The 18,098-nt window shown below is 68.3% G+C and carries 20 protein-coding genes and 1 riboswitch; of the genes, 12 read left to right on the top strand and 8 right to left on the bottom strand.

The window, feature by feature from the left end; genetic code table 11:
• Nucleotides 1–60 precede the first annotated feature (60 nt).
• From BLR21_RS41745 to BLR21_RS22075, 3 genes are read left to right on the top strand one after another with little or no spacing between them, the layout of a single operon-like run.
• Complete coding sequence (locus BLR21_RS41745; protein WP_143027820.1) at nucleotides 61–642, top strand: MarR family transcriptional regulator; 582 nt, start codon at nucleotides 61–63, stop codon at nucleotides 640–642.
• Nucleotides 639–1,382 (top strand): DddA-like double-stranded DNA deaminase toxin, encoded by a 744-nt coding sequence (locus tag BLR21_RS22080; protein ID WP_090007745.1) that lies wholly within the window; start codon nucleotides 639–641, stop codon nucleotides 1,380–1,382. The genes BLR21_RS41745 and BLR21_RS22080 overlap by 4 nt, the downstream gene beginning before the upstream one ends.
• Nucleotides 1,379–1,786, top strand: a complete 408-nt coding sequence (locus BLR21_RS22075) for an Imm1 family immunity protein (protein ID WP_090007743.1) — start codon at nucleotides 1,379–1,381, stop codon at nucleotides 1,784–1,786. Before BLR21_RS22080 ends, BLR21_RS22075 begins: the two co-directional genes overlap by 4 nt.
• Before the next feature lie 28 nt (nucleotides 1,787–1,814).
• Here the strand turns inward: BLR21_RS22075 and BLR21_RS22070 are convergent, their stop codons facing one another.
• From BLR21_RS22070 to thiO, 4 genes are all read right to left on the bottom strand, one after another.
• Nucleotides 1,815–2,258: a MarR family winged helix-turn-helix transcriptional regulator gene (locus BLR21_RS22070; RefSeq protein WP_229693556.1), complete on the bottom strand. Its 444-nt coding sequence runs from the start codon at nucleotides 2,256–2,258 to the stop codon at nucleotides 1,815–1,817.
• A gap of 75 nt (nucleotides 2,259–2,333) precedes the next feature.
• Nucleotides 2,334–3,089: a thiazole synthase gene (gene thiG / locus BLR21_RS22065; RefSeq protein ID WP_090007741.1), complete on the bottom strand. Its 756-nt coding sequence runs from the start codon at nucleotides 3,087–3,089 to the stop codon at nucleotides 2,334–2,336.
• Between the two features lies 1 nt (nucleotide 3,090).
• Entirely contained in the window at nucleotides 3,091–3,291 is a 201-nt protein-coding gene (gene thiS / locus BLR21_RS22060; protein ID WP_090007739.1) for a sulfur carrier protein ThiS, read from the bottom strand.
• Complete coding sequence (thiO, locus tag BLR21_RS22055; RefSeq protein WP_338061062.1) at nucleotides 3,288–4,265, bottom strand: glycine oxidase ThiO; 978 nt, start codon at nucleotides 4,263–4,265, stop codon at nucleotides 3,288–3,290. The genes thiS and thiO overlap by 4 nt, the downstream gene beginning before the upstream one ends.
• A 3-nt stretch (nucleotides 4,266–4,268) precedes the next feature.
• A riboswitch (TPP riboswitch) is annotated at nucleotides 4,269–4,380 on the bottom strand.
• 26 nt (nucleotides 4,381–4,406) lie between these two features.
• On the opposite strand from thiO, the gene thiE reads away from it, so the two are divergent.
• Together thiE and BLR21_RS22045 are read left to right on the top strand one after the other, a co-directional pair.
• The gene (gene thiE, locus BLR21_RS22050; RefSeq protein ID WP_090007735.1) at nucleotides 4,407–5,045 is read left to right on the top strand and encodes a thiamine phosphate synthase; all 639 of its coding nucleotides are present in this window, start codon (nucleotides 4,407–4,409) and stop codon (nucleotides 5,043–5,045) included.
• A gap of 31 nt (nucleotides 5,046–5,076) precedes the next feature.
• Nucleotides 5,077–5,838, top strand: a complete 762-nt coding sequence (locus tag BLR21_RS22045) for a dioxygenase family protein (RefSeq protein ID WP_090007733.1) — start codon at nucleotides 5,077–5,079, stop codon at nucleotides 5,836–5,838.
• 1 nt (nucleotide 5,839) lies between these two features.
• Here BLR21_RS22045 and BLR21_RS22040 read toward each other — a convergent pair whose 3' ends face one another.
• Both BLR21_RS22040 and BLR21_RS22035 read right to left on the bottom strand, forming a co-directional pair.
• Entirely contained in the window at nucleotides 5,840–6,790 is a 951-nt protein-coding gene (locus tag BLR21_RS22040; RefSeq protein ID WP_338061061.1) for a S1 family peptidase, read from the bottom strand.
• A gap of 582 nt (nucleotides 6,791–7,372) precedes the next feature.
• The gene (locus BLR21_RS22035; RefSeq protein ID WP_090007729.1) at nucleotides 7,373–7,858 is read right to left on the bottom strand and encodes a hypothetical protein; all 486 of its coding nucleotides are present in this window, start codon (nucleotides 7,856–7,858) and stop codon (nucleotides 7,373–7,375) included.
• A gap of 63 nt (nucleotides 7,859–7,921) precedes the next feature.
• Here BLR21_RS22035 and BLR21_RS22030 point away from each other — a divergent pair, with 63 nt between their 5' ends.
• Both BLR21_RS22030 and BLR21_RS22025 read left to right on the top strand, forming a co-directional pair.
• Nucleotides 7,922–8,851: a threonine ammonia-lyase gene (locus tag BLR21_RS22030; protein ID WP_090007727.1), complete on the top strand. Its 930-nt coding sequence runs from the start codon at nucleotides 7,922–7,924 to the stop codon at nucleotides 8,849–8,851.
• Nucleotides 8,848–9,756 carry a threonine ammonia-lyase gene (locus BLR21_RS22025; RefSeq protein WP_090007725.1) on the top strand — a complete coding sequence of 303 codons (909 nt, stop codon included), beginning with the start codon at nucleotides 8,848–8,850 and terminating at the stop codon, nucleotides 9,754–9,756. The genes BLR21_RS22030 and BLR21_RS22025 overlap by 4 nt, the downstream gene beginning before the upstream one ends.
• A gap of 319 nt (nucleotides 9,757–10,075) precedes the next feature.
• Here BLR21_RS22025 and BLR21_RS22020 read toward each other — a convergent pair whose 3' ends face one another.
• Nucleotides 10,076–11,536, bottom strand: a complete 1,461-nt coding sequence (locus BLR21_RS22020) for an MFS transporter (protein WP_256334853.1) — start codon at nucleotides 11,534–11,536, stop codon at nucleotides 10,076–10,078.
• The gene (locus BLR21_RS22015) at nucleotides 11,533–12,288 is read right to left on the bottom strand and encodes a GntR family transcriptional regulator (protein WP_030480591.1); all 756 of its coding nucleotides are present in this window, start codon (nucleotides 12,286–12,288) and stop codon (nucleotides 11,533–11,535) included. The genes BLR21_RS22020 and BLR21_RS22015 overlap by 4 nt, the downstream gene beginning before the upstream one ends.
• 223 nt (nucleotides 12,289–12,511) lie before the next feature.
• Here BLR21_RS22015 and BLR21_RS22010 point away from each other — a divergent pair, with 223 nt between their 5' ends.
• The 5 genes from BLR21_RS22010 to BLR21_RS21990 are packed head-to-tail and all read left to right on the top strand — an operon-like array spanning nucleotide 12,512 to nucleotide 18,072.
• A complete protein-coding gene (locus tag BLR21_RS22010) occupies nucleotides 12,512–13,783 on the top strand; it encodes an extracellular solute-binding protein (protein WP_090007723.1) in 1,272 nt (423 codons plus the stop codon).
• A gap of 10 nt (nucleotides 13,784–13,793) precedes the next feature.
• A complete protein-coding gene (locus BLR21_RS22005; RefSeq protein WP_090007721.1) occupies nucleotides 13,794–14,792 on the top strand; it encodes a carbohydrate ABC transporter permease in 999 nt (332 codons plus the stop codon).
• Complete coding sequence (locus BLR21_RS22000) at nucleotides 14,792–15,610, top strand: carbohydrate ABC transporter permease (RefSeq protein ID WP_090007719.1); 819 nt, start codon at nucleotides 14,792–14,794, stop codon at nucleotides 15,608–15,610. The genes BLR21_RS22005 and BLR21_RS22000 overlap by 1 nt, the downstream gene beginning before the upstream one ends.
• Nucleotides 15,611–15,613: 3 nt before the next feature.
• Nucleotides 15,614–17,032, top strand: a complete 1,419-nt coding sequence (locus tag BLR21_RS21995) for a glycoside hydrolase family 3 protein (RefSeq protein WP_090007717.1) — start codon at nucleotides 15,614–15,616, stop codon at nucleotides 17,030–17,032.
• Nucleotides 17,029–18,072 (top strand): SIS domain-containing protein, encoded by a 1,044-nt coding sequence (locus BLR21_RS21990; RefSeq protein WP_090007715.1) that lies wholly within the window; start codon nucleotides 17,029–17,031, stop codon nucleotides 18,070–18,072. Before BLR21_RS21995 ends, BLR21_RS21990 begins: the two co-directional genes overlap by 4 nt.
• The last annotated feature ends 26 nt before the right edge of the window (nucleotides 18,073–18,098 follow it).

Here is an 18,098-nt window from a genome sequence, read left to right as displayed (position 1 = left end):
TCCTCCCATGTCCGTCGTTGTCGTCTGCCATCGCCATGTCAGCCTGTCGATGCTTCAACTGTGACCGAACGTATTGCATCCGCGCTGGATGGGCTGTCCCCTGGAGGGCTGGCGCTCAAGCGACACCTTCTCGCTCGGCTTCTCGACAGCGCACCGGAGTCGTTGACGGCCACACAAGCCGCTCGCGGCGGACCTCGACGCACTTTCGCATCTGTCTGGTACGCGTTGAAAGCGCTCCAGCGCGTAGGTGTGGTGACGCATGAGGATGTGGAAAACAGGGCTGCCCACTACCGGCTGACGGTAGGCACCGAAAACGTCGTTCGAGCTTTCCTCGCGAATGAACAGAACGGTGAAACGCGTCCGATAGCGCCTCTACCTGGTCTGCCGCGTTACCAGCGAGTCCTCAAGGTCCTGCACGACGAGCCCCGGCAATCCTTCACCGTGGCCGAACTGTGCGACAAGATCCGCCGCAAGGACGTCGCCGTACGCCGGAGTGTGCAAGACCTCTACGAAGCCGGCTACGTCACACGCGACCTACCGGACCAGGAGACAGCCGGTCGTCCCCACTTCCACTATCGGCTGAACCCACACGCGGCAGAGCAGGCTTCTGCGCTGCTGTTCGGAGTGGTCGGGGGCACGTGACGTCACTCGGTGAGGTCATCGCGGTAGTGGTCCAGGCACTGAACCAAGTCTCGAACGCTTCACTTCAGCTGGCATCAGCCGAGTCGCTGTGGATCGATGCGGCCGAGCAACTGGCCAGCGCGTTGGTCGGGTCGGAGATGACTGAGGCGGGAGAACTGGCTCAGCTGGACAACCTCGTGCGCGAGCGGTTCGCCGTGGTGTCGGACGAACTGATCGGCCTTGCCGAACGGCTGGAGGGGCACCTCGCCCAACTGTCCGGAGACCACTCCGGCTCGGTGAAGCCAGCGCTCCTCCAAGGCGTACTTGCACGAGACGGATCGCGTTACCCGGTCGACTCAGGCTGGTGTGCGGACTTGCTGCCACCACGGGTGATCGAGCGCACCAACCGCAAGACCGTCGGATACGTCTCTGGAGCACCCGGAAAGTTCGTGTCCGGCGAAGACGACACATGGACTCCCGAGATCGTGCGAAGAATGCACGAGCTTGGCATCGGCTCGCTGAGGAGCCGCCGGTTCCTCAGCGCACATGTCGAGATGAAGGTCGCCACGATGATGGTGATGCAAGGACTACGCCGCTGCGACGTGACCATCAACCACGTCCCATGCCGCTCCGGCCTGCGCCAGTCAACCGGATGTCACGACGTGCTCAGGCCGTACCTGCCGAAGGGGTATACGTTGGTCGTTCACGGCACCACTCAGCAGGGACAGCCGTATTCACAAACCTATGAGGGACAGGCATGACAGCGTTGTCCGTGCTGCAGCGGCAAGAGGTCTACGCGGTCGAGGTGTCCGACATCGACGAGTTGATCTCCGACATGAGTGAGTTCGTCCGGCAGGCCGAAACCAACTCCAGCGGGTTCGTGTGGTTCTTCCAGAACTCTCCGGACGAGGCTGTTCCCAGCCTGGTCGTGGGCATGCGGCGTGACCGGGGTGCGCTGATGTGGTGCGAGCAGGATGAAGGATTCGTGCCCGTTGCCGGCGCCAACTTGGACCATGCTGACTACTTCACCTGGGACAGCCACCACTTCTGTTTCCCGCCAGGCAGCGAGGTGCAGATCAACCTGGTTCATGAGGCCGTGCAGGAGTACGTGCGCACCGGCCAGCGACCTGCATGTGTCGAGTGGAGGCTCGACGAGGAAAGCTGAACCGGCACGACACCGGTTCAGCAACCGACTACTTCGGCTCCTCGCCCACCAGCGTCTCCAGCGCGTCGAGAGCGCCCACCAGGGCCGAGATGTGCTCCGGCGTGAGCTGTTCGATCCGCCGCTGCAACTCGCGCACCCGCGCGGACCGCACGCCGGACACCATCGTCTCGCCCTCGGGCGTGGGGGTGGCGAGCCAGGCGCGGCCGTCCTGCGGGTCGGGTTCGCGCTTCACGTACCCGGCCTCGACCAGTGCGGCGACGATGCGCGACAACGTCGGGGGTGCCACGCCCTCCTTGTTCGCCAGGTCTCCCAGGCGCATGGGGCCACAGCGCGCGAGGGTGGCCAGCGCGGAGACCGCGCCCGGGCCGAGTCCGGGGGAACCGGTGCGTCGCAGCAACCGGGCCAGCCGGCCGATCGCCAGGTACAGACGCGCGGTCGCGTCCTCGACCTCGGCGTCAATGGGGGCCGTCACGGCTAGTCGTCCTCCTCGGCGGATTTCAGGTAGTGCTCAATCATCCCCCAACACGTGAGTACACAAGGTAGCGACTCAGAGACCCGGCGAAGATGCTTGGGCCCAAAAGCGCTGCGGAATTCGTCCGGCCAGCCTTGCCAGCCGTCCGCCCTCGACCGCACAACGCATGGCGGCGCCCATCCGTTCCGGGTCCTGGGCTCGGGTGACCGCGGTCGCCAGCAACACCGCTGAACAGCCGAGTTCCATCGCCAGGGCCGCGTCCGAGGCCGTGCCGATGCCCGCGTCCAGAACTACTGGAACAGAAGCACGGGAAGTGATCAGCTCGATGTTGTGCGGGTTGCGGATGCCTAGACCCGTGCCGATGGGAGAGCCCAGCGGCATGACCGTCGCGCACCCGATGTCCTGGAGCTTCAACGCCAGCACCGGATCGTCGCTGGTGTAGGGCAGGACGACGAAGCCGTCGTGCACCAGCCGTTCGGCCGCGTCGAGCAGCTCGACCGGGTCCGGCAGCAGGGTCTCCTCGTCGTGCACGACTTCGAGCTTGACCCAGTTCGTCTCCAGCGCCTCACGCGCCAACTGGGCCGTCAGCACGGCCTCGGCGGACGTGCGGCATCCCGCCGTGTTCGGCAGGACCTCGATTCCAAGGCGCCGCAACAACTCCAGCACGCCGGTCTGACCAGCGGCGTCGACGCGGCGCATCGCCACGGTGGTCAGCTCGGTGCCGGACGCGACCAGGGCCCGTTCCAGCACCGAGAGGTTCGCGGCACCACCGGTGCCGGTGATGAGCCTGGACCGGAACTCCCGGCCCGCGATGATCAGCGGATCGTCCACGTCAGCCTCCCTGGACCGCGGTCAGCACCTCGACCACGCCGCCGTCCGGCACGATCGTCCTGTCCCACAACGCCCTCGGCACCACGGCACCGTCGAGCGCGACGGCCACGCCCTTGTCGGGTGCTCCCACCAGCGTCACGACCGCGGCCACCGACGTGCCCTCGGCCAAGTCACGGGAAGTCCCGTTCACCTGTGCCTTCACGAACTTCCTCCCTCGATCAGCTCGACCACGAGACGAGCGGTGTGCGGGGCCAGCAAGAGGCCGTTGCGGTGGTGGCCGGTCGCGGCGATGACGCCCGGTTCGAGCCAGCGCACGATCGGGACGTTGTCCGGGCTGCCCGCGCGGAACCCGACGGCGGCCTCGGTCAGCGCGTACTCGGCGATGCCCGGCAGCACGGTTTCCGCGTCCCGCAACAGGTCTCGCACGCCCGCGACGGACACGTCGGTGTCGAACCCTGCCTCGTACTGGGTCGCGCCGACGACCACGCCGCCCTTGCGCGGCACCAGGTATATGGATCGGCCGTGGACCGAGCCGCGGATCGTTCGTGACGGTGGCGGCAGCGCCCCAGGACGGTGGGTGAGGCGCAGGATCTCGCCCTTCACCGGGCGGATCACGTTCTTCAGCGCCGGGTGCAGCTCGCCACTCCAGGCGCCTGCGGCGATCACCGTGACCTTGGCGTCCACATCGGACTGGAAGGTCACGCCCTCCTCGGCGCACGCCTTGTGCAGCGCGGAAAGCAGCTCGCGGTTGTCGACGGCCAGATCTCCGGCGACGAGCATCCCGCCGCGCACGGCAGGCCCGAGGGTGGGCTCGAGTTGTCGGATCGCCCGATTGTTCAACAATCCTACACTCGGATCGTTGAACAATCCTGCAATTCTACGAAGGTCGTCGAGGTCGCCGGGCGAGACACCCACGACCATCGTTCCATTGTTGAACAATCCTACGTTCAGCGAGGCGGCGAACTCCGGCCACATCGCCAACGCCTCAACACCCTGCGCGGTAACGGTTTCCTCACCCGGCCAGGCCTCGCTGACCGGCGCGAGCATGCCGCCCGCGACCCGCGAGCCCGCATGCGGCGAACCGAGATCGCACAACGACACCGAGAACCCGGCACGCGCCGCGAACAAGGCCACGGACAGCCCGATGACACCGCCACCCCGGACGGCCACTTCCACACTGCTCAAGGCATTCACGCTCCCTGCGCCGGCATGACCCGGATCAGGTTCGACGGTCGGAGCGAACCACGCTCCCTCTCAGCCCGGTGTTCTCCAGGCTCCCGTGCGGACCGACTTCAACATAACGGTTAACGTGCGTGCGTGCCAGGACTCGACGGAAACCTGATCAGGCAACGACTCGCCGACGCGACCCTCTACCTCTGCACGCCGAACCGGCCTGATCTGGCCGAGTTCGCGAACGAGGCACTCGCGGGCGGCGTCGACATCATCCAGTTGCGGGACAAGTCACTGGAGGCGAAGCAGGAGATCGAGGCGATCGAGGTCCTCGCCGAGGCCACCGAACGCCACGGCAGGCTGCTCGCCGTCAACGACCGCGCGGACATCGCGCACGCCGTACAAGCCGATGTGCTGCACCTCGGCCAGGACGACCTGCCCGTCGCGCTCGCCCGCCGGATCGTCGGCGACGAGGTGGTGATCGGCCGGTCCACGCACGACGTCGCCCAGATGACCGAGGCGGCCGCGGAACCCGGCGTCGACTACTTCTGCACCGGCCCGTGCTGGCCGACGCCGACCAAGCCGGGCCGTCCGGCACCGGGACTCGACCTCGTCCGCGCCACGAGGACCGACCGGCCGTGGTTCGCGATCGGCGGCATCGACCTCACGAACCTCCACGAAGTGAAAGCCGCCGGAGCCACCCGAGTGGTCGTCGTCCGGGCCATCACCGACGCCGAGGACCCCCGCAAGGCCGCCGAGTCGTTCAAAACTGAACTTACTAGTTGAAATTTGAACTAATAGGCGTACTCTCGAAGACGTGAGCGCACCTGTGCTGTACCTGAGCCACGGGGCTCCCCCGCTGGCTGACGACGAGACGTGGACCAGAGAGCTCAAGGACTGGTCCGCCACCCTCCCGCGCCCGGAGGCCGTGCTCATGGTCTCCGCGCACTGGGAGGAGGCGCCGACCACCATCGGCGCGACGACGACCGTGCCGCTGGTCTACGACTTCTGGGGCTTCCCGCAGCGCTACTACGAGGTCACCTACGAGGCGCCGGGCGCACCCGAGCTCGCGAACGACGTGCGCAAGCTCCTCGGCGGCCATGTCGAGCAGGACGAACAGCGCGGGCTCGACCACGGCGCCTATGTGCCGTTGAAGGAGATGTTCCCGGACGCTGACGTGCCGGTGCTGCAGATGTCGATGCCCACGCTCGACCCGCGCGAGCTGCACGAGATCGGCCGCAAGCTCGCGCCGCTGCGGGACCGCAACGTCCTGATCGTCGGCAGCGGGTTCATGACGCACAACCTGAGCTGCGTGAACTTCCCCGCCGGACCGGACTACGAGCCGCCGTCGTGGTCGAAGGAGTTCGACGACTGGGCGGACCAGCAGCTCGCGAACGGCGACGTCGACGCGCTGCTCGACTTCCAGCTGAAGGCACCGGCCGCCGGCATCGCACATCCGAGGACTGAGCACTTCGCGCCGCTGTTCGTGGCCCTGGGCGCGGCGAGCGACGAGAAAGCCCGTACCAGCGTTGAAGGCTTCTGGTACGGGCTCTCGAAACGGTCTGTTCAGTTCAGCTAGATCAGCCGCGCGTGAGGGTCAGGCCGTAGCGCGACAGGATCGGGTTGAGCGGCTGGAAGAACGTGGTGCCACCGGTCCGGCAGTTGCCGGAACCGCCGGACGTCACGCCCTGGGCCTGGCCGAAGCCGGAGCCCGCCACCCACGAACCACCCGAGTCGCCACCCTCGGCGCAGGCGTTGGTGCGGGTGAGGCCCCGGACCGAGCCCTGCGGGTAGTTCACGGTCTGGTTCTTGGCCTGGACGGTGCCGCAGCGCCACCCGGTCGTCGAACCGGACCGGCAGATCTGCGCGCCGACGGCGGCCTCGGTGTTGCCGCGCACGATGACGTTCGCGCCGCCGTAGCGGTTGACCCACGGCCGCGGCGTCCAGTTCGCGTTCGTGCGGACGTGCGCGTAGTCGTTGCCCGGGAACACCGAGCCGGCGAACGTGCCCTGTGCGACGCGGTTGTAACCGGACACAGCGGTGCCCGTGCGGCCACAGTGACCTGCGGTGACGTAACCACCGGACACGGAGAAGCCGAGCGAGCAACGGCCGCCGCCCATGTAGATGGCGTCACCGCCGCGCAGGTCGTACAGCGGGGTCGGGCTCTCGGTCACCTCGGCGACGCGGACCGAACCGCTGATCGACTTGGCGGTCGCGATCCACTGGTCCGCGGCCGCGTCGCGCACGTTCTTGTTGACCTCGACGACGACGCTGTTCGACTGCTCGTCGACGCGCCAGCTCGTGATCGCCGAAGGGGCGTTCATGAGGTCCAGGACCGACTTGGTGCCGGTCAGCTGGGAGAGCGAGTTCGTGACGACCTTGGTGTCCGCGCCGGTCACGGAGAGTCCCGGCCTGGTCACCGCCACCGTCAGTCTGCCGCTCGCCTGGTCGATCCAGGCTCCGCCGAACGCGTCGCCCAGGGAGGCCTTCGCGGACTCCGCGACTTGGCCTGACTGGGCGTCATTGGCCAACCGGACGCGTGCCTGGTCAGCGTTCAGGCCCAAATCACGCTGGACCGCTTGGAGCAATTCGGCCGGGTAGCTCTCCGTATCGGAACCGGATCCGGTGACCGGTGCGGCAGGGGCGCCAAACGCCGGTACGCTGAGAGCAGTGACGACTCCGGTGGCGAGAATCAGGGCACCGGTTACACGGGCCGCACTCGTGCGGTTCATCAGACGTCTCCCTCACTTTCGGGTGCAGGGGTACCCGAGAGATCGGTTGCAGGGACCTCTCTCGGGGGCTCTAGGGGGACGGGTGGTGGGGCGGCGGCAGGGGTCGCCCCACCCCTCCCGTCCACAGTTGCCTCTCTAATCCGGTGCAGGCGCTGTGTCCTCCACCGAAGGCGCCGGGCTCAAGCGGACGTGCCACGAGCCTCATTGCGCCTCCTCCCGGTCTCTTTCGGACCGAATCATTTCGCCCGTTCGAGTGAAGTTGCGGACCTATCGGCTATGACGCCCCACCTCGAACGTGAACGAAGTGTGTCACAGCTCACGACGGATCAACTCCAGCGCGTAGCAATTGACAGTTAACTGTCGCTCAACGTAGTGACGTGATCACCCAATGGGGTCGGAGGTCGACGGCGGCGTCGAGCTGTCCGTCGGCTGTCGCGATCCTGTCGTCGACGAGGGCGCGGTCGTCGTCGTGGTTTCGGACGGAGACTGACCCGACGTGCTCGGAGGGGCCGTGACGGTGATCGTCTCGGTCTTCGTCGTCTCGGTGTGCGTCTCGGTTTGGGTGCTTGTGGACGGTTGACCGGGATCGGCCGTGACCGGTTTGCCGGTGACGAGCTGGACGCTCGTCGCTGTGAGGACGGTCACCACGAACACGAGCACTCCGCCGACGGCGATTACCTGCCAGCGCTTCTCGCGTTCCATCGACCGTTGGTAGAACACGGCGCCCACTGTGGTCACGACGCTCGCGAGGATCGCACCGACGATGGTGCCGACGACGTTGAGGCGAAGGCTCAGCACGGCCGCGGTGGCGGCGGCGAGCACACTCGCGATGAGCTTGACGGGGGTGATCTTCTCCTTCTCAGACATGACACACGTAGGACGTTGGGCACAGTTCACCGGTTGTGCCCCGGTGACGTGCATCATCGACATATGCGCCTGGTGACTCTCGAAGACGTCCACGCGGCCGCCGCCGCGATCGCCCCGCATGTGGTCCACACCCCGTTGCTGTCCTTCGACTCCGGCCTGTGGATCAAGCCAGAGTCGCTGCAGCCGATCGGTGCGTTCAAGCAGCGCGGCGCGGTGAACGCGTTGTCCCGCATACCTTCCGAGGACCGGGCGCGCGGTGTCGTGGCGTACTCGAGCGGTAACCACGCGCAGGCGGTCGCCTACGCGGCCAAGATCCTCGGCATGCCGGCCGCGATCGTCGTGCCGGAGAACACGCCGCAGCTCAAGATCGACGCGACGCGGGCGCACGGCGCCGAGGTGTTCGTCGTCGGCATCACCGAACGCGAGTCGCGCGCCTACGAACTGGTCGAGGAGCGCAAGGCGACGCTCATCCCGCCGTTCGACCACCCGGACGTGATCGCCGGCCAGGGCACCATCGGCCTGGAGATCCTCGCCGACCTCCCCGACGTGGCGACGGTCCTGGTGCCGGTGAGTGGCGGCGGACTGATCTCGGGCGTCGCGGCGGCGGTGAAGTCGTTGCGCCCCAACGTCCGGGTAATCGGTGTCGAGCCCGAGCTGGCCGGTGACACCGCCGCGTCGTTCGCCGCCGGTGAGCTGGTCCGCTGGGACGCGCACGATCGCGCCCGGACCGGGGCGGACGGACTGCGCGCCGAGCCCTCCGAACTGACGTGGGCGCACATCCGCGAGTACGTGGACGACGTCGTCACTGTCTCCGAGGACGAGATCCGGGACGCGGTGAGGCAGATCTCCCGCCGCGCGCGGGTCGTGTCCGAGACGAGCGGTGCCGTCGCCGTGGCGGCGTACCTGAACCGCGAACTGCCGGCCGGTCCGGCCGTCGCGGTGGTCTCCGGCGGCAACATCGAACCCGAGCTGCTCGCGTCGATCCTCGGATGATCGCGCTCCCAGACATCCGTTCGGCGGCGGCGGTCATCGCGCCGCACGTGGTGCGCACGCCGCTGCTGCCGTTCGGCCCGGGCTGGCTCAAACCGGAGAACCTGCAGCCCGTCGGCGCGTTCAAACTCCGGGGCGCGCTGAACGCCTTGGCACGCCTGGAGAACCGCGCGAACGGCGTAGTCGCCTACTCCAGCGGCAACCACGCGCAGGCCGTGGCGTTCGCCGCGCGCCTGCACGGAGTGCCGGCCGCGATCGTGATGCCGGACAACACCCCGGCGGTCAAGATCGAGGCCACGAAGGCGCTGGGGGCCGAGGTCTTCATCGTCGGCATCACCGAACGCGTCGAACGCGCCGAGGCCCTGGTGGCCGAACGCGGCGCGGCGCTGATCCCGCCGTTCGACCACCCCGACGTGATCGCCGGCCAGGGCACCATCGGCCTGGAGATCCTCGCCGACCTGCCGGACGTCGAGGCGGTCGTCGTGCCGATGTCCGGCGGCGGACTGATCTCCGGCGTCGCCACGGCGATCAAGTCGCTGCGCCCGGACGTCCGCGTGCTCGGCGCGGAGCCCGAACTGGCCGCGGACATCGCGGAATCGCTCAGAACGGGCGAACTGGTGCGCTGGGATCCACTGACACGCGCTCGGACGGTCGCTGACGCTCTCCGGGACGAGCCCTCGGCTCTCACCTGGGCGCACATCAGCTCGTACGTGGACGACGTGATCACCGTGTCGGAGGACGAGATCCTCGCGGCGGTGACCGGCCTGGCCCGGCGGGCGCGGCTGATCGCCGAGCCGAGCGGGGCCGTCGCGGTGGCGGCGCAGGCCAAGCTCGGTGGGGCGGGGGTCGCGGTGGTTTCCGGCGGCAATGTGGACCCGGCGCTGCTGGCGCGCTTGCTGGCGGTCTGAGCGCTGCTGGCCCGCTTGGCTGGTGGCTCGCTTGCTGCCGGCCCGACCGCTACTGGCGCGCTCGCTGGCGGCCCGAACGCTACTGGCCCGCTTGATGACAGCCCGACCACTGCTGGCCTGCTTGCGGGCGGCCCGAACGCTACTGGCGCGCTCGCTGACAGCCCGACCACTGCTCGCCTGCTTGCTGGCGGCCTGAGCGTGCCTGGCGAGCTTGCTGCCGGCCCGACCACTGCTGGCGCGCTCGCTGCCGGCCCGACCGCTACTGGCGCGCTCGCTGTCAGCCCGACCACTGCTGGCCCGCTTGCTGGTGGCCTGAGCGCTACTGGTGCGACTTCTCGCCACCTGACCGGATGTGCGTCGGCGGGCCCTCCACGCCGCAGTGCAGGCACTCGCCGGGGTGCGGTGCGTCGTGCTGCTCAGGCGCCGCGTCGAGCACGCGGTTGTCCACGCCGATCGCGAGCACACCGCCGATGATCGCCGCGACCGCGCACAGCACGAGAGCCATCTCCCACCCGGCGGTCATGACTGCCGGGTTCGTGTAGTCGTCGCCCGTCAGGCCCACGGCCGCGGGTAGCACGGCCATCGCGAGCAGGCTGCCGGTGCGCGCCACGGCGTTGTTCACCCCGGACGCGACACCCGCGTGGTGATCAGGAGCGGAGGCGAGCACCGTGGCGGTCACCGGAGCCACCACGATCGCCAGGCCGATGCCGAACACCAGCACGCCGGGCAGCACGCCGAAGACATACGACGCGCCCGGTGTGGTGTTGCGCAGCAACAACATTCCGACGCCCACGAGGATCGGCCCCACGATCAGCTGGAGGCGCGGGCCGTGCCGCTGAGCGATCTTCCCGGACGTCGACGACGCCAGCAGCATGATGATCGTGATCGGCACGCTGGCCAGGCCCGACGCCGTCGGCGAGTAGCCGAGCGAGATCTGGAGTTGCAGCACGAGCAGCACCATCACGCCGCCCAGCGCCGCGTAGACGAGGAACGTCAGAACGTTGGAAAGTAGGAATGTTCGATTGTTGAACAATTCTACAGGGACGAGCGGGTCGCTGGACCGTTTCTGCAGCAGGCCGAATGCGATCATGGCGAGCAATCCGAGGATTGTCACAATGTAGGATTGTTCAACGATCCCACCAGTCAACAAAGCCAGCCCCAGGGCCCCGACCAGCGCGGACAGGTAGTTGGGGTGGCCGGCCGACTCGTCGCGGGACTCCGGCACGAACTTCAGCGCCAGGTACACGCAGAGCGCGGCCACCGGCAGGTTCACCAGGAACGCGAGCCGCCAAGACCAGGCCTGCACCAGCAACCCGCCGACGAGCGGCCCGACCGCCGTGGCCACACCGGACAGTCCGGACCACGCGCCGATGGCGCGCGAACGGTCCTCCCGGTTGAACGACGACTGCAGGATCGCCAGCGCGCCGGGCGTCAGCAACGCCGCACCCACACCCTGCAGCACACGTGCCGCCACCAGGACCGGCGCGCTCCACGCGGCGCCGCACAGCAACGACGCCACGCCGAACCAGATCACGCCGATCACGTAGACCCGCCGCCGGCCGAACCTGTCGCCGAGCGAACCGGCGATCAGGATCAGCGAGGCCAGCGCGAGCAGGTACCCGTTGAGGATCCACTGCAGGTCCGTCACCGACGCGGAGAACTCCGCGCCGATCCGGGGCAACGCCACGTTGACGATCGTCCCGTCGAGCATGGCCATGCCCGAGCCGAGGATCGTCGTCGTCAGCACCCAGCGGGCGCGTGGCGTGCCCCAGGCGATCAAGAGGGCCGGTTCAGCGTGGCGACGAACTTGTAGCGGTCACCTCGATAGACCGACCGGACCCACTCGATCGGATTGCCCTCCGTGTCGAACGAGTGCCGCGACAGCAGCAGCATCGGCAGGCCGATGTCGGCGCCGAGCAGCTCCGCCTCCTCCGGCGAGGCGAGCGCCGTCTCGATCGTCTCCTCGGCGTGTCCCATCTCGACACCGAACCGCTCGGACAGCACCTGGTACAGCGAGGCACCGGGCGCCAGGTACCGGCGCAGCCCGCGGAAGCGGCCCAGCGCGAGGTGCGTCGTCTCGATGGCCATCGGCTCGTTGTCGGCGAGCCGCAGCCGGTGCAGGCGCAGGACCTTGGCACCGGGACGCACGCCCAGGTACCGGGCGAGCTCGGCCTCCGCCGGCATCTCCGAAGCCTCGATCAGCTTCGACGACGGCACGCGGCCCTGGGCTCTCATGTCCTCTGTGTACGAAGACAGCTGCAACCTCTGGGCGACCTTCGGTTCCGCCGCGAAGGTGCCCTTGCCCTGCACTCGGAGCAGCCGGCCTTCGACCGTCAGCTCGGCGAGCGCCTGGCGGACGGTCGTCCTGGAGACGTCGAACTCCGCAGCCAGCGACCGTTCCGTGGGGATCGGCGAACCGGGCGGCAACGCCCTCAACAGGTCGAGCAGGTGCCGCTTGAGACCCCAGTACTTGGGTTCGCGTTGCGCCCGTGTCCTGGCGTCCACGCCTGATGCAGGCGTCGTCTCCAGCATGGCCTCCTCCTCGCACTCCATGTCACGCATCACAAGGATGCCTTGTCCGTGTCGATTCGTGCGTCCGAACCCCCTACATCCGCCTCGAAATTCGTCCGATGACTTCGCAACGTCTTGGCAACGCGCTTGACAGACGCGGTGACGCAGCACACGCTGTTCCGCATTGGTCTACACCACTTGGACGTTCCGGCCGAGTGCCGGGCTTGGTGAAAGGGCGCGAACTGTGAAGGGCTGGAGAGGACTCGCTGTCGGTGCCGCCGCGCTGGCAGTGGCCGTGTCAGGTTGTGGCACGAGCACGAGCGGTGGCGGCACGGAGACCAAAGAGATCACCGTGTGGCTCATGGACGGCTCAGCGGCGCCGACCCTGACCGACGCCTTGAACAAGGAGTTCGAGTCAGCGAACGGCATCAAGGTCAAGTACGAGGTCCAGAAGTGGACCGGCATTCAGGAGAAGCTGACCACGGCGCTGGCGAGCAGCACGCCGCCGGACGTCATCGAGCTCGGCAACACCCAGACGGCGAGCTTCGCCGACCAGGGCACGCTGGCCGACCTGACCGCTGACGCCGGTCAGTTCAACAGCGGTGAGTGGCTGGGTGGTCTCAAGGACTCGCTGACGCTCAACGGCAAGCAGTACGGCGTTCCGTTCTACGCCGCGAACCGCACCGTCATCTACCGCACCGACCTGCTCCAGGCGGCCGGCGTCACGACGCCGCCTGCCTCGCGGGCCGAGTGGATCGACGCGATCAACAAGCTCAAGGCCGCCAACGCGTCCAACCCGGACTTCCAGGCCCTGTACCTGCCGGGTCAGTCCTGGTACTTCCTGCTCTCGCTGATCTGGGACGAGGGCGGCGACATCGCCAAGCAGGACGCCGGCAAGTGGACCGGCGCGCTCGACACCCCGCAGGCGAAGGCGGGCTTCGAGGCCTACAAGGCGATCTACGAGGCGTCGGCCACCAAGAAGGTCCCGGCTGACATCGACGAGGCGAAGCCCCAGCAGATGGAGGTCTTCGGCACGGGCAACGTGGGCATGATGGTCGGCCTCCCGTGGGAGCTCGGCGGCGCCGTGAAGGCGAAGCCGGACCTGGCGGACAAGACCTCGGCGTTCCCGATCCCGTCCAAGAAGGCCGGCTCGTCCGCTCCCGTGTTCCTGGGCGGCTCGAACCTCGCCATCCCGGCGTCCAGCAAGAACACCGATGCGGCCAAGAAGTACCTGGCGCTGCTGTCGTCCAAGAAGTACCAGGACATGCTCGCCGAGGGCGGCGCGGTTCCCGGCACCTCGAAGGACACCGCCAAGCTGGCCACCAACGCGGTCGGCAAGGCTCTCGCGGCCTCCTCCCCCAACGGCAAGGTCACCCCGGTGACGCCGAAGTGGGCGGCCGTCGAGGCGGGCCAGAACCCGCTGAAGGACGCTCTCACCGCGTACCTGACCGGCGCCAAGACGCTGGACCAGGCAACGAAGGACGCGAGCGACGCCATCACCAAGGCCATGGCCTAGCCAAGCTGAGATGACGGCCGTCAAAACGACCGAAACGGCAGCGCCGGTGGGGAACATCCCCCCGGCGCTGCCGCCTGCCGTGACGGGTGGGGCGCGCAAGCGCCGCCGCCGGGGCGGCGCCTTCGACCGGGCGCTGCCCTACCTGCTGCTCGCTCCCGCTCTCATCGCGATCCTCTGGCTGATCGGCTGGCCGGTCGTCTCCGTCTTCGTGACGAGCTTCCAACAGCTGAACCTTGGCGAGCTCGTTCGCGGTGAGGTCGTGTGGACGGGCTTCGAGAACTACGTGACGGTGCTGAAGGACGAGCGCTTCTGGGAAGTCTCGCTGCGCACCGTCGTGTTCACCGTCTCCGTCGTCGTCGCCTCGGTGGGCATGGGCCTCGGGATCGCGTTGCTGATGCGCGTGCTCACGCCGTGGGTGCGAATCGCTCTGCAGATCGCGATGCTCTGCGCCTGGGCCATGCCGATCCTCGCGTCGACCACGGTCTACCAGTGGATGTTCGACCAGAACTACGGCATCTTGAACAAGACGCTGGTGCAGCTGGGCTTCGACTCGTTCGCCGGCTACTCGTGGTTCTCCTCCGGCACGTCGACGCTGTCCGTGGTCGGCCTGCTGATCATCTGGCAGGCGATCCCCTTCCTCGCCTTCTCGCTCTACGCGGGACTCGTCGGCATCCCCCGGGACCTCTACGAGGCAGCGGGCATCGACGGCGCGACGGGCTGGCAGACGTTCCGCGCGGTGACGTGGCCGGAGATCCGGTCGCTGCTGATGATGGTGACGTTCCTGTCGACGTTGTGGGACTTCAAGGTCTTCGCCCAGATCTGGGTGTTCCGCGGGGGCGGTCCCAACGGTGAGAGCACGACGCTGCCGGTGCTGCAGTACCTGGAAGGCATCGCGAAGAGCCACTTCGGCGTCGCGGCCGCGATCTCCGTGCTGATGATGGTCATCCTCGGCCTGATCACGTTCCAGTACCTGCGCAAGCTGCTGCAGACCGAGGAGGGCAAGCTCTGATGCTCAAGAAGTCCGCGGCGAACATCGCGGGTCTCGCGCTCGCGCTGTTCTTCCTCTTCCCGACGTACTGGATGATCACGACGGCGCTGAAGCCCAGGGGTTCGACGATCACGTCGGACTACGACCTGATCCCGTTCTCGGTGACGTTCACGAACTTCGTGACGGCATGGACGAAGCCGGGCTTCCTGTCCTCGCTCGGCAACAGCCTCATCGTGACGCTGACCGCGGTCGTCGCCGCGATCGTCATCGGCATCACCGCCGCGGTCGCCATGTCGCGCTTCGCGTTCCGCGGCCGCAAGAGCTTCGTGCTGCTGATGCTGGTCGCGCAGATGGCGCCGTTCGAGGCGTTGCTGATCCCGATGTTCCTGATGATGCGGGATCTTCAGCTCTACGAACACCTTTCGTCGCTGATCCTCGTGTACTTCGCGGTGACGCTGCCGTTCTGCGCGTGGACGTTGCGCGGGTTCGTCAACGGCATCCCGGTGGAGCTCGAGGAAGCCGCGATGGTCGACGGCTGCGGCCGTTGGAAGGCGTTCCAGAAAGTGACCCTGCCCCTGCTGGGACCGGGCCTCGTGGCCACCTCGGTGTTCGCGTTCATCACCGCGTGGAACGAGTTCCTGTTCGCCAAGGTGCTGATCCGCAGCCAGGACAAGGAAACTCTGCCGGTGTGGCTGTCCGGGTTCGAGACCGCGTTCGGCACGGACTGGGGTGGCGCGATGGCCGCGTCCGTCCTGTTCACCGTGCCCGCGCTGGTGTTCTTCCTGATCGTGCAACGCAAGATGGTCGCCGGCGTCACCGCCGGTGCAGTGAAGGGATGACGCGTGGATCAGTTGGCCGCTGCCGTTCTGCTTCCCGGCTTCACCGGAACGACCGCCCCCGACTGGTTGCTGCGGCGGGTCGCTGACGGTCTCGGCGGCGTTGTGCTCTTCGGGCGCAACGTCGTCGACGACGCCCAGGTGACCAGGTTGTGCACCGAACTGCGTTCGGTGCGCCCGGACGTGGTGATCGGCATCGACGAGGAGGGCGGCGACGTCACGCGTCTCGACGCGGGCCGCGGCTCCGAGGTACCGGGCAACCACGCCCTGGGCGCGGCGAACGACCTGGACCTCACGCGCTCGGTGGCCGCGTCCATCGGCGCGCGGCTGGCGAAGTGCGGGATCTCGCTGAACCTGGCGCCGTCCGCCGACCTGGTGCTGACGCTGGACGACCCGATCATCGGCGTCCGGGCGTTCGGCTCGGACCCGATGCTCGCCGCCCGGCACGTCGCCGCGTGGGTGGAGGGCCTGCAGACCGTGGGCGTTGCCGCCTGCGCCAAGCACTTCCCCGGCCACGGAGCGTCCACTGAGGACTCCCACGAGCAGCTCCCGGTGCTTCCCCGCACCGAGGAACAACTGCGCGCCGTGGAGCTCGTCCCGTTCCGGGCGGCCGTGAACGCGGGCGTCCGCTCGATCATGACCGGCCACCTCGTGATCCCCGAGTGGGGTCCGGCGCCGGTGACGCTGAACAAGCACGCCATCGACCTGCTGCGCACCGAGCTGGGCTTCACCGGCGCGGTGATCACCGACGGACTGGACATGAAGGCCGTGGGCGGCGACCTGGCCGTCGGCGCCGTCCGGGCCCTGGCCGCCGGGGTGGACTCGTTGTGCCTGGGCGGCATGGCCCTGGACGACGACGACCTGCAGTGGTTGATCGACTCGATCGTCGCGGCTGTGAAGTCCGGCGACCTGTCCGAGGAACGCCTGACCCAGGCAGCCGCCCGCTCCCTGGCGCTGGGCCTCCCGCCGTCCACCGTCGACGCCCACGACGCCGAGATCGGTCTCACAGCCGCTCGACGCGCTGTCTCCGCACGTGGCCGGGTTAGTGTCGGTACGGACCCGGTGGTCGTCGACCTGGTGGTGGACTCCTCGATCGCGGTCGGCGATGTCCCGTGGGGCCTGGGCCCGTACCTCAAGGAGGTACTTCCCGGCACCGAGGTGATCGCGGCACGCGACATCTCGGCCGGCGAAGTTGCGAAAGTCGCTGGTGACCGCACGATTGTGGTCGTCACGCGCGACGCCCACCGCCACTCCGCCGCTCGACAACTGGTAACAAACTTAACTAATCTGCAGCTGGACGTGGTGCACGTCGAAACCGGCGTGCCTGGTCCGGACCTGGGCAGCGTCGCCCGCGTCGACACCCACGGCGGTTCTCGGGTGAGCCTCCGAGCCGCGGCCGAGCTGATCCTGAAAGGCACGACATGACCACGCCCCAGCCAGGCCGGCACATGGCAGCGGAGATCGCCGCGCAGCCGTCGATCTTCTCCGACCTCTACGCCTCGCGGTCCGCGATCGCCGAGGTGGCCGCCGTGATCCGCGAACGCGCCCCGCGCTTCGTGCTCTTCGCGGCTCGCGGTTCCAGCGACCACGCCGCGATCTACGCGAAGTACCTGACCGAGATCCTGCTCCAGCTCCCCGCGGGCCTGGTCTCCGCGTCCACGACGACGCTGTACGGCGCGGAGCCCGACCTGCGCGACGTCCTGCTGGTCACGGTCTCCCAGTCCGGCGGCTCGCCCGACCTCCTGGAGGTCACCGCCTCCTACCGCAGGCGCGGCGCCCTGACCGTGGCCGTGACCAACACGGCGGACTCCCCGCTGAACGCGGCCGCCGAACTCTCGGTGGACGTCTCGGCGGGCGTCGAGCACGCGGTGGCCGCCACCAAGACCTACTCGGCCACGCTGCTGGCCCTCTACCTGCTGATCGACGCGGTTCGCGGCGGCAACGGCGAGGCGGCGGCGTCGCTGGGCGAGCTCGCCCAGGTGACCCTCGACCAGGCGGCGCCGACCGTCGACGAGGCCGTGCGCCGCTACCGGTTCGTGGACCGCGTCCTCACCACGGGCCGCGGTTACTCCTACGCCACGGCACTGGAGGCGTCCCTCAAGCTCGCGGAGACGTCGTACCTGGCGGCCCGCGCCTACAGCGGCGCCGACCTGCTGCACGGTCCGGTGGCCGCGGTGGACGGCGAGACCGCGGTCCTGGCCATCACGTCGCTGGGCAAGGGCGGCGACTCGCTGCGCGACGCCCTGGACGTGGTGCACCAGCGCGGTGCCGACGTCGTGGCCGTCGGCTCGGCCTCGGAGAAGATGGGGGCGACGCTCGCCATCGCCATCCCCGAGACCGCCGAGGAAGTGGCGCCGGTGCTGGAGATCCTCCCCGTGCAGCGCCTGGCCCACGGCCTGGCACTGGCACGCGGCGGCGACCCGGACAGCCCGCGCGGCCTGAACAAGGTCACGCGCACCCGGTAGTTCCGGCAAGGACGAGAGCCCGCCTG

It is taken from the genome of Lentzea albidocapillata subsp. violacea (assembly GCF_900100275.1).
In the GTDB taxonomy this organism is placed as follows: domain Bacteria; phylum Actinomycetota; class Actinomycetes; order Mycobacteriales; family Pseudonocardiaceae; genus Lentzea; species Lentzea violacea.
The sequence above is the reverse complement of the archived record's forward strand: the minus strand, read 5'-3'. Positions and strand labels throughout refer to the sequence as shown.

Excerpts from the sequence above, each read along its gene's own strand:
- BLR21_RS22075 (WP_090007743.1), top strand. The coding sequence starts at position 1,379 with ATGACAGCGTTGTCCGTGCTGCAGCGGCAAGAGGTCTACGCGGTCGAG.
- BLR21_RS22035 (WP_090007729.1), bottom strand. The coding sequence starts at position 7,858 with ATGTCTGAGAAGGAGAAGATCACCCCCGTCAAGCTCATCGCGAGTGTG.
- BLR21_RS22030 (WP_090007727.1), top strand. The coding sequence starts at position 7,922 with ATGCGCCTGGTGACTCTCGAAGACGTCCACGCGGCCGCCGCCGCGATC.
- BLR21_RS22025 (WP_090007725.1), top strand. The coding sequence starts at position 8,848 with ATGATCGCGCTCCCAGACATCCGTTCGGCGGCGGCGGTCATCGCGCCG.
- BLR21_RS22015 (WP_030480591.1), bottom strand. The coding sequence starts at position 12,288 with ATGCTGGAGACGACGCCTGCATCAGGCGTGGACGCCAGGACACGGGCG.
- BLR21_RS22005 (WP_090007721.1), top strand. The coding sequence starts at position 13,794 with ATGACGGCCGTCAAAACGACCGAAACGGCAGCGCCGGTGGGGAACATC.
- BLR21_RS22000 (WP_090007719.1), top strand. The coding sequence starts at position 14,792 with ATGCTCAAGAAGTCCGCGGCGAACATCGCGGGTCTCGCGCTCGCGCTG.
- BLR21_RS21990 (WP_090007715.1), top strand. The coding sequence starts at position 17,029 with ATGACCACGCCCCAGCCAGGCCGGCACATGGCAGCGGAGATCGCCGCG.